The sequence below is a fragment of the Streptococcus lishijunsis genome (assembly GCF_047290665.1).
In the GTDB taxonomy this organism is placed as follows: Bacteria; Bacillota; Bacilli; order Lactobacillales; family Streptococcaceae; genus Streptococcus.
Genome location: NZ_JBLBUC010000007.1, coordinates 14,622 through 29,478, shown reverse-complemented (window position 1 = coordinate 29,478; position 14,857 = coordinate 14,622). Strand labels below are relative to the sequence as shown.

At 40.2% G+C, this 14,857-nt stretch carries 16 protein-coding genes and 1 CRISPR repeat array; of the genes, 15 read left to right on the top strand and 1 reads right to left on the bottom strand.

Features of this window, described 5'->3' with window-relative positions; translation table 11 throughout:
* Nucleotides 1-48 precede the first annotated feature (48 nt).
* Nucleotides 49-288 carry a hypothetical protein gene (locus ACLN19_RS04405; protein WP_413383694.1) on the top strand — a complete coding sequence of 80 codons (240 nt, stop codon included), beginning with the start codon at nucleotides 49-51 and terminating at the stop codon, nucleotides 286-288.
* 128 nt (nucleotides 289-416) lie between these two features.
* Nucleotides 417-1,598, top strand: a complete 1,182-nt coding sequence (locus tag ACLN19_RS04400; protein ID WP_413383692.1) for an FtsW/RodA/SpoVE family cell cycle protein — start codon at nucleotides 417-419, stop codon at nucleotides 1,596-1,598.
* Nucleotides 1,599-1,626: 28 nt separating this feature from the next.
* Here ACLN19_RS04400 and adhP read toward each other — a convergent pair whose 3' ends face one another.
* Nucleotides 1,627-2,643, bottom strand: coding sequence for an alcohol dehydrogenase AdhP (gene adhP / locus ACLN19_RS04395; protein WP_413383690.1), 1,017 nt, complete (start codon nucleotides 2,641-2,643; stop codon nucleotides 1,627-1,629).
* A 258-nt stretch (nucleotides 2,644-2,901) separates the two neighbouring features.
* A CRISPR array of direct repeats spans nucleotides 2,902-3,927; the repeat unit is 36 nt; unit sequence GTTTTAGAGCTATGTTGTTTCGAATGGTTCCAAAAC.
* A 692-nt stretch (nucleotides 3,928-4,619) separates the two neighbouring features.
* Here adhP and ACLN19_RS04390 point away from each other — a divergent pair.
* From ACLN19_RS04390 to nikA, 13 genes are all read left to right on the top strand, one after another.
* Nucleotides 4,620-5,825 (top strand): ammonium transporter, encoded by a 1,206-nt coding sequence (locus ACLN19_RS04390; RefSeq protein ID WP_413383688.1) that lies wholly within the window; start codon nucleotides 4,620-4,622, stop codon nucleotides 5,823-5,825.
* A gap of 31 nt (nucleotides 5,826-5,856) precedes the next feature.
* Complete coding sequence (locus ACLN19_RS04385) at nucleotides 5,857-6,375, top strand: AmiS/UreI family transporter (protein ID WP_413383686.1); 519 nt, start codon at nucleotides 5,857-5,859, stop codon at nucleotides 6,373-6,375.
* 75 nt (nucleotides 6,376-6,450) lie between these two features.
* Nucleotides 6,451-6,753 (top strand): urease subunit gamma, encoded by a 303-nt coding sequence (locus ACLN19_RS04380; protein ID WP_413383684.1) that lies wholly within the window; start codon nucleotides 6,451-6,453, stop codon nucleotides 6,751-6,753.
* Between the two features lie 21 nt (nucleotides 6,754-6,774).
* Nucleotides 6,775-7,116 carry an urease subunit beta gene (locus ACLN19_RS04375; RefSeq protein ID WP_413383681.1) on the top strand — a complete coding sequence of 114 codons (342 nt, stop codon included), beginning with the start codon at nucleotides 6,775-6,777 and terminating at the stop codon, nucleotides 7,114-7,116.
* Nucleotides 7,117-7,130: 14 nt separating this feature from the next.
* A complete protein-coding gene (gene ureC, locus ACLN19_RS04370) occupies nucleotides 7,131-8,852 on the top strand; it encodes an urease subunit alpha (protein WP_413383679.1) in 1,722 nt (573 codons plus the stop codon).
* A 207-nt stretch (nucleotides 8,853-9,059) separates the two neighbouring features.
* Entirely contained in the window at nucleotides 9,060-9,512 is a 453-nt protein-coding gene (locus tag ACLN19_RS04365) for an urease accessory protein UreE (RefSeq protein ID WP_413383677.1), read from the top strand.
* Between the two features lie 4 nt (nucleotides 9,513-9,516).
* Nucleotides 9,517-10,212 carry an urease accessory protein UreF gene (locus tag ACLN19_RS04360; protein ID WP_413383675.1) on the top strand — a complete coding sequence of 232 codons (696 nt, stop codon included), beginning with the start codon at nucleotides 9,517-9,519 and terminating at the stop codon, nucleotides 10,210-10,212.
* 17 nt (nucleotides 10,213-10,229) lie between these two features.
* On the top strand, nucleotides 10,230-10,841 hold the full coding sequence (gene ureG, locus ACLN19_RS04355; protein WP_413383671.1) for an urease accessory protein UreG: 612 nt from the start codon (nucleotides 10,230-10,232) through the stop codon (nucleotides 10,839-10,841).
* A gap of 1 nt (nucleotide 10,842) precedes the next feature.
* On the top strand, nucleotides 10,843-11,679 hold the full coding sequence (locus tag ACLN19_RS04350) for an urease accessory protein UreD (protein ID WP_413383669.1): 837 nt from the start codon (nucleotides 10,843-10,845) through the stop codon (nucleotides 11,677-11,679).
* Between the two features lie 10 nt (nucleotides 11,680-11,689).
* Complete coding sequence (gene crcB / locus ACLN19_RS04345; protein ID WP_413383667.1) at nucleotides 11,690-12,067, top strand: fluoride efflux transporter CrcB; 378 nt, start codon at nucleotides 11,690-11,692, stop codon at nucleotides 12,065-12,067.
* Nucleotides 12,068-12,076: 9 nt separating this feature from the next.
* Complete coding sequence (locus ACLN19_RS04340; protein ID WP_413383665.1) at nucleotides 12,077-12,469, top strand: fluoride efflux transporter FluC; 393 nt, start codon at nucleotides 12,077-12,079, stop codon at nucleotides 12,467-12,469.
* A 3-nt stretch (nucleotides 12,470-12,472) separates the two neighbouring features.
* Nucleotides 12,473-13,246 (top strand): class I SAM-dependent methyltransferase, encoded by a 774-nt coding sequence (locus tag ACLN19_RS04335; protein ID WP_413383663.1) that lies wholly within the window; start codon nucleotides 12,473-12,475, stop codon nucleotides 13,244-13,246.
* Between the two features lie 3 nt (nucleotides 13,247-13,249).
* Nucleotides 13,250-14,848: a nickel ABC transporter substrate-binding protein gene (gene nikA, locus ACLN19_RS04330; protein ID WP_413383661.1), complete on the top strand. Its 1,599-nt coding sequence runs from the start codon at nucleotides 13,250-13,252 to the stop codon at nucleotides 14,846-14,848.
* The last annotated feature ends 9 nt before the right edge of the window (nucleotides 14,849-14,857 follow it).

Genomic DNA, 14,857 nt, shown 5'->3' with positions numbered 1-14,857 from the left:
TGTTTTGAGCTACATAGCGTTTTTAGGATGATGGAAAAGGAGAAGTGGATGGAGACAACAACAACCTCTCAGCGTATCATAGCTTTAGTTAAGCCAGAGTATCTGGAGCGTGTGCCTAAGCAAGTTATGGAACATGCCATTCAGATGAGTTGTCGTTTGATAAAAGATCAGCACAAAGAGCTTTACCAAGCTTTTGAAGAGGAGAAGCTCTCAGATGAGGTCAAAGAGGAGATGACAAACCTCATCAATGCTATTTTTGAAGACAATTTAGCCAAACAAGGGCTATAAGAAAAAGATTTGGACAGGTGTTCAAGTCTTTTTTGATGGCTAGTAGAGAGACAAAAAAGATCAAAAAGAGGTTATGATTTTGCTAAATAATGGTATAATAGTTATCTGAGAACATAGAGGGGAAAACAATGAAAAAATATCAACGCTTGTTTAAGCAAACTATTGATTATGGCTTATTAGTACCAGTCTTTTTTTTAGTAGTCATAGGACTTCTTGTGATTTATATTGCCACAGCAAATGATTATCCTAAGCTTGTCACCTCAGTCATGGTGCAGCAGATTGTCTGGGTTTTATTGGGGCTGAGCTTGGCTTATTTAGTCATGATGTTTAAGACCTCTTTTTTGTGGAAAGTCACCCCTTATCTCTATATTTTAGGACTTTTGCTGATGGTTTTACCTTTGTTTTTATATAGTCCTGCTCTAGTAGCTTCTACAGGGGCTAAAAACTGGGTGACTATTAGCAATACACCTCTTTTTCAGCCGTCAGAATTTATGAAGATTTCCTATATTTTAGCTCTAGCACGGGTGGCAGTTTGGTGGCGTCCAAAGTTGATGGCTTCTGAGACCTTGAAAGAAGATTGGTTGTGTCTCTTTTACTACGGTTTGGTGACTTTGCCTGTTATGATGCTTTTGGCTTTACAAAAGGATTTGGGAACAGCTATGGTCTTTATGGCTATTTTGGCTGGTGTTATTTTGATGTCAGGTATTTCACGAAAAATTTTGCTGCCTGTCATTGTGACGCTCGTTGCTATTGTCGCTATTTTTCTTATTGTCTTTTTAATGCCTGGTGGTAAGGAATTTCTCTTTAAAATGGGCATGGATACCTATCAAATTAACCGTTTGTCTGCCTGGCTTGACCCTTTTAAGTATTCGGCTGGTATTGCTTATCAACAAACGCAAGGTATGATTTCGATTGGAAGCGGAGGTGCCATAGGAAAAGGGTTCAATGTCTTAGATTTAGCCGTTCCAGTGCGTGAGAGTGACATGATATTTACAGTTATTGCTGAGGATTTTGGTTTCTTAGGTAGCAGCATGGTCTTGTTATTATATTTGTTGTTGATTTATCGGATGCTCCTTATCACCTTAAAATCAAATAACCAGTTTTATACCTTTATCTCGACAGGCTTTATCATGATGATTAGTTTTCATATTTTTGAAAATATAGGTGCGGCTTTGGGACTTTTACCTTTGACGGGTATTCCTCTTCCTTTTATCTCAAAAGGCGGAAGCTCTCTGATTACAAATCTGATTGGGGTTGGGCTGGTTTTGTCTATGAGCAATCAAAATTATTATTATCAGAAAAAACATTAAAAGACTTGGCTAGCCAAGTCTTTTTACATTAGCTTGTAAAATCAAGTACCTTACGTCCTTGGATGAGACCTTTTTCCATCTCTTCAAAGACTTTTGGAGCGTCTTCGACAGGGACTGTCTCAACAACAGGAACGACCAAGCCTTGGGCTCCAAATGAAAAGGCTTCTTCCAAATCTTTACGGGTACCAACGAGAGAACCCACAACTCGAATACCATCTAGGACAGTCTTTACAATGCTGAGTTCCATGTATTCAGATGGCAGACCGACAGCTACAACCACACCTCCAGCTCTGACACTATCAATAGCCTGGTTGAAGGCTACTTTGGATACTGCTGTGACGATAACACCGTGGCATCCACCAGTCTGTTCTTGGATATAAGCAGGGACATCTTCGATATCTTTGGCGTTGACAATTAGGTCTGCACCAACTTCTTTAGCTAGATCAAGTTTATCTTGATTGATATCAACGGCAACAACGTGTGTGTTAAAGACTTTTTTTGCATACTGGATAGCGAGATTACCAAGTCCTCCAGCACCGTAAATAGCGATCCATTGACCTGGAGCAGCACCAGCTTCTTTAATGGCTTTATAGGTTGTCACTCCAGCACAGGTAATCGAAGAAGCTTGTGCTGGATCGAGACCTTCAGGGACTTTGACAGCATAATCGGCGCTGACGAGAGCATATTGGCTCATCCCACCATCAACGCTGTAACCTGCATTTTTGACAGAGCGACAGAGTGTTTCGCGACCTGTTGTACAGTATTCGCAGTAACCACATCCTTCAAAAAACCAAGCGATAGAGACACGATCGCCTATCTCGAGTGACTCTACCCCTTCTCCGAGTTCCTCTACAATACCAATCCCTTCATGCCCTAGGATGCGTCCAGGGACCTCTCCAAAATCCCCATGGGCGACGTGTAGGTCGGTATGACAGACCCCACAGTACTCAACCTTGACGAGTGCTTGACCGTAGCCAACCTTTGGTATATCATGTTCGACAACTTCTACCCCTGTGCTATCAGGGTTAACCACAACAGCTTTCATTACAAAACCTCCTTACGACATTATGAAATCGTTTACACATATATTGTACAATCATTCACAAACTATGTCAATAGTAAAAGATAAACTAAAAGAGATAAGGCTATCTTTTTAGGTGTAAATGACTTATAGAGCAAGAAAAAATCAAGATATTATGCTATAATGAAGTTAATAAAGGAATTATTTGAGGCAAGCATCTTACTAGGATGAATAGTGCGATTACGAAATCTCAAGGAAAAAATGATCTACGAGGTTTACGAGGTTTTAGAGCTATGTTGTTTCGAATGGTTCCAAAACTGTATGTCTTTTGATAACTGATTTTTGGAAGTTTTAGAGCTATGTTGTTTCGAATGGTTCCAAAACAACTTTATACATTTTATCAATTTTAAGATAGTTTTAGAGCTATGTTGTTTCGAATGGTTCCAAAACCGTTGTGGCGCTCAAAATAAAATATTTATTGTTTTAGAGCTATGTTGTTTCGAATGGTTCCAAAACGTTTTTGGAAACAAATTAGTGATTATAAGTGTTTTAGAGCTATGTTGTTTCGAATGGTTCCAAAACATATGGACTGGTGGACTGTTAATGCACAAAGTTTTAGAGCTATGTTGTTTCGAATGGTTCCAAAACCTGTAAGCCCCACAACGGGTAGGTACTGTGGTTTTAGAGCTATGTTGTTTCGAATGGTTCCAAAACCAAGGTTCGGAGCGAACTACCAATGAATATGTTTTAGAGCTATGTTGTTTCGAATGGTTCCAAAACGCAAGCCTTTGGAGATTATCAAATCAACGTGTTTTAGAGCTATGTTGTTTCGAATGGTTCCAAAACCAAGGTTCGGAGCGAACTACCAATGAATATGTTTTAGAGCTATGTTGTTTCGAATGGTTCCAAAACGCAAGCCTTTGGAGATTATCAAATCAACGTGTTTTAGAGCTATGTTGTTTCGAATGGTTCCAAAACCAAAAATATTAAGCGGTGGCTCATTGAGTAGTTTTAGAGCTATGTTGTTTCGAATGGTTCCAAAACAATATTGTAAAGGCTCTAAGAGGTTGTGAAGTTTTAGAGCTATGTTGTTTCGAATGGTTCCAAAACACAGATTACAGCTGTTCTAGAAATTAGGCAGTTTTAGAGCTATGTTGTTTCGAATGGTTCCAAAACACAGATTACAGCTGTTCTAGAAATTAGGCAGTTTTAGAGCTATGTTGTTTCGAATGGTTCCAAAACCGATGCTTATGGTTCTGTTCCTATTGCGGTGTTTTAGAGCTATGTTGTTTCGAATGGAGCTGATTGTTTTAAGGAGACGCTTTAGAGTATAGAGAAGTAGGCCCTCGGGGCTATTTTTTTATGGCAGATAGGGTTGGCTGTTCTGATGTTTTTGTGAGTTTTGTGTAGTAAAGAGGGCCTTACTCTTAGTTTTTGGATGAATGGAGAGAGGACTTTGTATGGATGTACAAAGCTTTAAGGAGTGTGTAGTTTGTTCTCATCAAGAAATCTGAAAATAAACATAAGAAACCGTTTTAAGCGTTTGATACCGCAAATATCTTAGGATTGTTTATTTTGAAAAAATACACGCTTTGTCAAAGCGTGTTTAAAAAAGCGTAAAAATTGTCTCACTTTTCATAAAAAAATAGACCATGAAGCCCGTTACAAAGGGCTTTTTGGCATTTTCTGAAAAACTTGCAATTCTTAGTTAAAAGAGTATACTTAAAACCGTAATTTACTTATATCTAATTTATGAGTCGATTATAATAAATAACTAATATTTAGAAGGATAGGTTTAGCATCTGTGACTCACGAGGATAGCTACCCAACGACTTTTGGTAACGAACACCTATCTGATGAGTCAAATGATAATGAATCATATGAATAGGGGAGCTGTTTTGAATGGCAGTTAGACCTCGTTAATCGCCTATTGATAGATGCATTATGGTTGGGCTAAGGTGTCTATTCTACTTTATTAGTTACAGAAAGGATTTTTCATAATGAATTATGGTGATACCACCTTCATGATGCTGGCGACAGCTATGGTGTGCTTGATGACACCAGGGCTTGCCTTTTTCTATGGAGGGTTGGCTCGAAAGCGTAGTGTACTCTACATCATGATGCAGTCCTTTATTTCTATGGGGATTGTAACATTGATTTGGATGTATGGTGGCTTTGGCTTAGCGTTTGGTCGAGACCTTGGTGGCATTATCGGCTCTATCTCTGATTATTTTGGGCTTGCTCATGTCGGTTTTGTACCTGATAGTGTTCACGCGGCTTCCATTCCCTTTATCCTCTTTTTTGCCTTCCAGTTGATGTTTTGTGTGATTACCGTGCCGTTAATGAGCGGTGCCTTTGCCGAACGTCTTAATATGAAGGGCTACATTTGGTTGCTGGTGATTTGGACTATTTTAGTTTATATTCCTGTTTGTCACTGGATTTGGGGTTCTGGTTTCTTAGCTAAACTCGGTTTTGTTGATTTTGCTGGTGGGACTGTTATCCATACCACAGCTGGTTTTGCGGCTTTAGCAGCAATCTTTGTCTTGGGGCGTAGGCATCAAGATGACATTTCCATGAAACCAAGTAATCTCATGGCAGCCGCTATTGGTACAGGTCTTCTTTGGTTTGGTTGGTTTGGCTTTAACTCAGGAGGAGCCCTCAAAGCAGGTAGCTTAGCCGCCATCGCCTTTTCAAATACCTTTATCGGTCTAGCTAGTGGTATGGTGACTTGGATGATTTATGCTAAGTTTGTCAGAGGACGTGTCGATTTTATTGATGTGTTGACAGGTTCAGTTGCAGGTCTTGCGACTATCACACCATGTGCAGGCTACATTCGTCCACAAATGGCGATTATCGTAGGGATTGTAGCTGGTATTATTTGTAACTTAGCTCTATCTCTTCAAGAAAAACGTGGCTGGGATGATGCACTTGGTGTTTGGGGTGTTCATGGTATTGGTGGTTTCACTGGTAGTATCCTCATCGGTATCTTAGCTGATAAGGCTGTCAATGGTGTTGCTGCCAGTTGGCATCAATTTATGATTCAAGTTGGTGGTGTTATTTTGGTAGCTGTCTATAGCTTTATCTTGACCTTTATCATCTTGAAAGTCTTGGGAGCTATTACTAATATCATCCCAAGTGATGAAGATGTGGCTAAAGGCTTAGATGCTACATTACTTGATGAGACAACTTATGATCACGATCTTTAATATCAATAGCATTGAAAGGAGGTGAGAATATATGCTAGGTGTCATTTTATTGTATGTCGGGATGGTTCTGATGAGTAACGGGTTTTACCGCCTGCAAGGTTCAGACGATAAATCCAACGTCGTCATGAATATCTTCACTGGTGGTCTAGGCTTAGTACTTAATATCATTGCTATCGGATACGGAGCTTGTACCAATCAAGATGCATTATGGTTTTACGCCAGTGCAACAGGTCTCTTGTTTGCCTTTACTTACCTATATACGGCTATCAATACGATTTTTAACTTTGACAATCGTCTCTACGGTTGGTATAGCTTATTTGTAGCTATCAACTCTATTCCAGCTGGCCTACTATGCTTTTCTGGATACGGTGGAAATTGGATTTATGGCCTTATCTGGTGGGCATGGGGTATCTTATGGCTCACAGGATTTATCGAATGTAACATGAAAGTTAACTTGGGTAAATTCGTCGGTATCCTAGGCATTATAGAAGGTATCGTCACAGCTTGGATTCCAGGATTCTTGATGTTACTTGATAAATGGCCTAAATAATCATAGAGAGGGTATCACAAGATACTCAACCTATTGTCTTATAACTTATAGTTTCACTAAAGAAGGAGTGTAGGTATGCAACTTACAGAACGTGAACGTGAAAAAATGTTGATTTCTTTAGCTGGTATGATTGCTAAAGAAAGAAAAGAAAACGGCGTGAAATTAAATCACCCAGAAAGTGTAGCTTTGATTACGAGTTATATCTTAGAAGGTGCCCGTGCTGGAAAAACTGTTGCTCAGTTGATGGATGAGGGCGGACGTGTCTTGACACGTGCTGACGTCATGGAAGGTGTTTCTGAAATGATTCCAATGATTCAAGTAGAAGCGACCTTTGTTGATGGTACCAAATTGGTTACTGTTCATGACCCAATTCGCTAAACTAGGAAAGAAGGTATAAATATGATTCCTGGAGAATACAAGTTAGCCAAAGAGACTGTAACTTATAATGAGGGCTACGATGCTATCTCGCTTGAAGTTAAAAATACGGGTGACCGCGCTGTTCAAGTTGGATCTCATTATCACTTTTATGAAGCCAATGAAGAAGGTTTGACGTTTGATCGCAAAAAAGCTTGGGGGAAACGTTTGGATATCGCAGCAGGTACTGCCATTCGTTTTGAACCTGGTGAAACACATACAGTCAAACTAATTGACTTTGGCGGTAAACGTCGCGTCTTTGGATTTAATAACCGTGTTAATGGTTATCTTGACAAAGATAAAAATGAAGCACGCGACAAGCACTAGAAAGAGGACATATTATGAGTTTTGAAATGGATAGACAACAATTTGCCTCACTATACGGCCCAACTGAGGGTGATAGCGTACGTCTAGGTGATACAAATTTGTTTGCGGCTATTGAAAAAGACTACACTGTACACGGACAAGAAAGCAAGTTCGGTGGTGGTAAGGTGCTTCGTGATGGTATGGGTGTCAATCCTAATGAAACACGCGAAAGCAATCCAATGGTTGCTGATACAATCATTACTAGTGCCACTATTATTGACTATACTGGTATTATCAAAGCTGATATTGGTATTCGCGACGGTAAAATCATTGCTATCGGTAAGGGTGGTAACCCAGGTATTATGGATAATATTGATTTTATCGTTGGAGCTAGTACAGAAGCTATCTCTGGTGAAGGATTGATTGTGACTGCTGGTGGTATTGACCTTCACGTTCACTACATTTCACCAGGTCTTGCGCATGCAGCGCTTGATAATGGTATTACCACATTATTTGGTGGAGGTACTGGACCAGCTGATGGAACTAACTCAGCAACTACTAGTCCTGGTAAATTCCACATTCACCGTATGCTAGAAGCTGTTGATGCTTCTCCAATTAATGTTGGTTTGATGGCTAAAGGTGCTGGTGTACATCCACGTACTATTGAAGAACAAATCGAAGCAGGGGCTGCAGCCGTGAAAACACACGAAGACTGGGGTGCTACTGCGGCAGGTATTGATAATTCCCTTCGTGCTTGTGATAAGTATGATGTGCAATACGCTGTCCACACTGACTCTTTGAACGAAGGTGGATTTGTTGAAAATACTTTGAATGCCTTTGCGGGACGTACTGTCCACACATTCCACACAGAGGGTGCTGGTGGGGGACATGCTCCAGATATTATGATTGTTGCTGGTCAAGAAAATATCTTGCCATCATCAACCAACCCAACCAACCCATACACTAAAAATGTTATCGACGAACTCTTTGATATGACTATGGTTTGTCACAACCTTGATCCAAAAGTGCCTGAGGATGTCGCTTTTGCGGAATCACGTGTTCGTAAACAAACCGTTGCGGCTGAAGATGTTCTTCATGATATGGGTGCCTTGTCTGTCATGACTTCTGACGCTATGGCTATGGGTCGTGTCGGTGAGGTTGCTATGCGTTGCTGGCAATTAGCGGACAAGATGAAAGCTCAACGTGGTAGTTTGGAAGGTGATAGTGCCTTTAACGATAATAACCGTATCAAACGTTATGTCGCTAAATATACTATCAACCCTGCCATTGTCAATGGTATGTCAGATTACATTGGTTCTGTTGAAGTTGGTAAATTTGCTGACCTTGTTATTTGGGAACCTGCTAAATTTGGGACAAAACCTAAGATGGTCCTAAAAGGTGGTATGATTGCCTATGGTGTTATGGGTGATGCTAGCTCAAGTCTTCCAACTCCTCAACCACGTATGATGAAAGACTTGTACGGTGCTAAAGGTAGAGCTGTAGGTTCTACAAACATTACCTTTGTGTCTCAATATGCCTATGACCACGGCATTAAAGAAGAACTTGGACTTGAAAAGATTGTTCTTCCAGTACACAATACACGTAATCTTACAAAACGTGACATGAAACTCAACAACTACATTCCAAAAACCATTAAGATTGACCCACAATCTTTTGAAGTAACGATTGATGACAAGTTGATTACTTGTGACCCAGCCAATACCATGTCATTGGCACAACGTTACTACTTATTCTAATAGATGATGAAGGCACTAACTATGCGCTCTCCCTCTTAGCAAACTGTGTTATCACGTTATTAAATGATTCGTTTAATGGCGAGCATGGTTAGTGTTTTAAGATTCACTACATTTTATGTTTTATTTGGCTAGCGATGCTAGTATGGAACCTAAGTCAATTGAATACAAAAATGGGCTTAGGTTCTCTTTTTTTAAAAGGAGAAAACAATGATTTTAACCGAAGTGTTTAGTACGGTTGATGAGATTGATAATCTATCTGATTTTCATATCGAAACAGCCATGGTTAAGAGCGATGATCTGATGAAGAGTATCTTGCGTGTGACAACAGACCACGGCAATGACTACGGTATTCGCTTGTCTGAGACAAGTAATCGTCTGGAAAATGGCTCTGCTTTTAAATTATCTGATAAGGAACTGTTGGTGCTTAGTGTGATTGCTGATGAGATGCTGATAGTGACGCCTAAAGATATTGATGAGATGGGTGTCATTGCTCATATGCTAGGTAATCTTCATAAGCCTGTTCAAGTGAGTGATGGGCGCATTGCTTTGCTATTTGACAAGGTTGTTGCTGAGACCTTGAGCGCGCGTGATATTCCTTATGTGGTAGAGGCTATTGAGTTAGATCAACCATTGCAATACGTTAATTTATCAAATGGGTAGGCCAATGAATTTTTTAGATTATTTAGATGTCTTTCAAGTCTGTGATTCCACATTTCCTATCGGGAGTTTTAACCACTCATTTGGGATGGAACATTACTTGTTTGAGCGTACCATTCAAAAAGGGCATGAGTTTGCCATTTGGTTGAAAAATTATTACCAAACCCAGTTTCGTTGTGGTGAAGGGCTTTTGATTAAGCTGACTTATGGGGCTCTTGAGGCTGATGATTTTGAGCAGTTGTTAGCTAATGACAGGATTATGGATGCCTCTACCATCGCTTCTGAAACAAGAAGTGGCACGCGCTTGATTGCCAAACAAATGCTATCTTTGCTTCAAGACCTATACGGTACTAGCATCCCTCACTTAGAGGCTTATCAAAAGGCGATTAAAGCGTCTAGGGCTTGTGGTAATCCCGCTATTGTTTTTGCTATTTTTGCCCATTATAAAAAGGTTCCGCTAAAAGAAGCTTTTCTCATGTACGGCTACAGTGTCGGCTCAACCTTAGTGCAAAATGCCGTTCGTGCCGTGCCTCTAGGGCAAAAAGAAGGGCAAGTTATTTTAAACCAGCTTATCAAACAGCTAGGAGTCTTATATCAAGAGGTTCTTGATTTAGATCCTTATTATTTGGGAGCTAACTCTGTTGGATTAGAATTAGCTCAAATCAAACATGAACGACAAGAAGCTCGTTTATTTATGTCATAAGACAAAGGAGAAAACTAATGAAACGTGCAGTTAGAATCGGTGTTGGTGGACCTGTCGGATCAGGTAAAACAATGTTAATCGAACGCTTAACACGCCATATGGCAGATGATTACAATCTTGCTGTCATCACCAATGATATCTATACCAAAGAAGATGCTGAATTTATGTTGAAAAATTCAGTGCTTGATGATGATCGTATCATCGGTGTTGAGACAGGTGGTTGTCCTCATACAGCTATTCGTGAAGACGCCTCTATGAACCTTGCTGCAATTGAGGAGCTAGAGGAGCGTTTTGAGGATTTAGACCTTATCTTTTTAGAAAGTGGCGGTGACAATCTAGCAGCGACATTTAGCCCAGAATTAGTTGATTTTTCAATTTATATCATCGATGTGGCTGAGGGTGAAAAAATCCCACGTAAAGCTGGACAAGGGATGATCAAATCAGATCTCTTTATCATCAATAAAATCGACCTTGCTCCTTATGTCGGCGCAGATCTAGACCGTATGAAATCAGACTCTGAAAAATTCCGTAAAGATGGTACCTTTTTATTTACCAACTTGAAAAAAGATGACGGTCTAAATAATGTTATTGACTGGATTAAGAAGAATTGCTTGTTAGAGGATTTATAATATGAAAGAGCGTGACGGATATATTGATATGCGTTTTGTCAAACGTGATGATAGAACAGTGGCAGAGCGTATCTACCGTGAGGGCAATTCACGTGTCTCCTCTGCCATCATGGACACAGGAGTCGTCCCTGTTTACTTCTTTATCTCCACAGGTGGCGGTTATGTTGAAGGTGAGGATTATCTGCAGACAGTGCACCTAGATAAGGATGCCCATGCTGTTATCACCAGTCAAGCACCTAACTATGTCTATAAGTGTGACAAGCGCTTAGAAACTAAGCAAAAAACAGAGATTACGATTAAAGAAGGGGCCACCTTAGAATATTATCTTGATGAGGTCGTCCCTTACGAGTCCGCTTATTATCTCCAAGATACTGAAATCACCATGGCAAAAGGCTCTAGTCTGATTTTGACAGATGGGATTACAGGTGGCTGGTCAAAAGATGGTGATCCTTTTAAATATTATAGAGTAGGACTTAAGACGCAGATAAAAAAAGACGGCAAACTTTTATTAAATGACTTTTTGCTTTGTCAGCCAGAAGATGACTTGATGGCAGAGCTAGGTTATTTTGAAGGACGTACTAATTTTAATTCAGTTGTGATTATTGATGATGGCTTGAGTGATGCGATGATAGCAGAGATGCATGACCTCTTAGATGATATGCAGACAACTTGTAAATACGGTCTAACTCGTATTACAGGTGGTGTGGTATTGCGCATACTGGGTGACACTTATCATGATAATCGTCACTTAGTCTGGGCATTTATCAACTTTTACCGCGAACATATCAAATCATTTGAGCCGATTAACCTGCGTAAAACAGGTGTCAAGATAAGATAGTAGGTGGCTTATGGGATTTGTAGAATTTTGCTTAGCTGGTGTGGGAGCTTTTTTCGGAGGGTGTCTTCGAGCCCTTTTAGCTGATGTCTTTAATCAAAAAAAAGACAGCTATCCTTATGGAACCTTACTAGCTAATCTGATTGGCTCTTTATTAGTTGGTATTTTTCTTGGTATCGTAGCGACTAAGGGAATGTCAAATGCTAGCAACGTCTTGTTGATAACAGGCTTTTGTGGTGGTTTAACGACCTTTTCAACCTTTAGTTTAGAAGTGTATCAGCTATTTGCTAACCGCCATGACCAACGAGCTATTATCTACTGGATAGGTAGTTGTGTCTTATGTATTTGTTGTGTCTTTCTAGGATTAGCCCTACAAGCTTGGTTTAAGTGAGGTGACAAGATGACTACTGGAATAAAATATCTCTTAATCGGCTTAGGTGCAGCCTTGGGTGCAGCAGTTCGTTGGTTGTGTGAAACCATTATTGGAAAGGCCATTTCAGACCCATTTGCCATTTTATGTGTTAATGTAGCAGGCTGTTTTATCATAGCTGCTGTCAGCGCTATGGTGATGAAAAAGCGTATGTCGCAAGCCGGTAATAAGTTTTTAACGACAGGTTTTTGTGGCGGTTTGACAACCTTTTCATCCTTTGCCTCTGGCATTGAGAGCTTAATGTCAACCAATCATTTGCTAGTGGCTTTTTGCTATGTGGTACTCAACATGATTCTTGGTCTGATGGCTGTAGCTTTTGGCTTTTATGTGATGCTAGGAAATGATAAACAAGAAGAAAGGTAAGTTATGAAATCTCCCTTAACAAGAGCAAATAGTGCTTATTGGACTAAGCGCTCCAAAAGTTATGCCAAGCAGCATTTTGACGAATTGACACACCTTAATAGTAAAGAGTGGGACAATTACTTGACTAAAGCTTTGAAAAAAGCAGATATCCCTCTCAAAAAGGCAGTAGATATCGGGACAGGACCTGGCTTTTTAGCGATTTTGCTCGCCCAAAAAGGCTTAGCTGTTGATGCGATTGATATGAATGAAGCCATGCTAAACGAAGCTAGTCGAAATGCTAGAAAGCTAGAGGTTGAGCTAACCACCAAACAAATGAATGCCCTTGATTTAGAGTATGAAGATGAGAGTGTGGATGTCGTGGTGAGTCGTAATCTCACGTGGAACTTAGAAGACCCTAGAGCAGCTTATAAGGAGTGGCTCAGGATTTTACGCCCAGGCGGTCTGTTAATCAATGTCGATGCTAATTGGTACAATTATCTCTTTGATAAAGAGGCAAAAGCAGCTTATGAACAAGACCGCAAAGTGGTGGAAGAAGAGGGTGTCTATGATTTTTATATCCACACAGATGTCTCAGATATGGAGTCAATTGCAAGACACCTACCGCTAAGTGCTCATAAGCGTCCGCACTGGGATTTTACGATTTTAAAAGACTTGCTGCCAAGTTCTAGTCATCTAACGGTGACTAAAAATATCAATCAAGCCGTTTTGACTAAAGAACAACAACTTAACTTTAATGCGACCCCTCTATTTGCTATTATCGCTAGAAAAGGATACTAAAACGTGAACAAAAGACAGTTATTCTATGGCTTATTAGTAGCCTGCTTATTATGTGTGATGGTGACAACACCAGAGGCTCATGCCTCTAGTAAGAGTAACAGCACACTTCACTATGGTTCGACCAAAGATATTGGTGATTTGAATCCGCATCTCTACAGTGGTGAGATGGCTGCGCAAAATATGATTTATGAGCGGTTAGTTGCCTGTGATGGAACAGACATCAAACCAGCCCTTGCTACTAGCTGGGATATCAGCGATGATGGCTTGACCTACACCTTTCACCTGCGTGAGAATGTCTTATTTTCAAATGGGGATAAGCTGACAGCTCAGGATGTCAAGGCTAATTTTGATGCGGTTTTAGCCAACAAAGAGCGCCATTCGTGGATGGGGCTTATCAATGAAATCGCAGATACCAATGCAGCAGATGATTCTACCTTTGTTCTGACCTTGAAGCGTTCTTATTATCCGACGTTGACGGAGCTTAGCTTGGTGCGTCCCTTTGGTATTGCCTCGCCTAAGACGTTTAAAAATGGGGGCACCAAAGATGGTGTGACAGACTATATCGGGACAGGGCCTTATAAGCTTAGTTCTCATAAGCAAAATAAAGAAGCTGTCTTTAGTGAAAATCCTTATTATTGGGGGGATAAACCCAAACTTAAAACGATTGATTGGCAAGTTATTAGCTCGTTTCAAAGTTTACAATTGGCTCTAGAGAAGGGTAGCATTGATTTGATTTACGGAAGTGATGGCGATCAGCTTAGCTCTGACACGCTACAATCCTTAAAAAATAACAGCCACTTTAGCGTTTACCTCAGTAAGCCAAATGCGGTTAGATCAGTCCTTTTAAACACTAATCGCAGTGCGCTAAAAGATATTGCTGTGCGTAAGGCTATTTCCTACGGTATTGATAAAAAGGAAATTGTCTCAGGTGTCTTAGATAACGTGGAGACAGTCGCGAATACCATTTTTCCAAGCAGCGCACCTTATATGGATAAGATAGATTTGAAAAAAATCACTTATAATGCCCAAAAAGCCAATAGCATCTTGGATAAAGCTGGCTATGTCTTGGATGATAAGACAGGCTATCGCACCAAAAATGGTAGAGAGCTTAGCCTTACTTTTTCATGTAATGCTCAAAATGCTCAAGAAGAAAGCATTGCCCAAGTCATTCAAAGTCAGCTAAAAGCGATTGGAATCAAGGTTGATGTGGTTTCTGAGGATAAGCAGACTTATCTAGCTCGTCAAAAAGACGGTGATTTTGATATGCAGTACTCCTTATCTTGGGGAGCCCCTTATGACCCACAGACCTACTTGTCTTCTTGGGCGGTCAGTGGTAATGGTCATGGAGACTATCAAGCACAGCTAGGCCTTGCTAAAAAAGAGTGGTTAGATCAAGAAATCAAGACAGCTATTCTGTCAACAAATGACGAGGATAGACAAGAAGCTTATCGTCAAGTGATGACTTATATCTCTGATGAGTATGTTTATGTGCCTATTTCTTTTTCATGTACCAAAGCCGTTGCTTGCAGTCAGCTAAAAGGGATTTACTTCCCTACGTCACAATATGAAATTCCATTTGCTCATATGTATTTTAAATCTTAAGAAATAAGA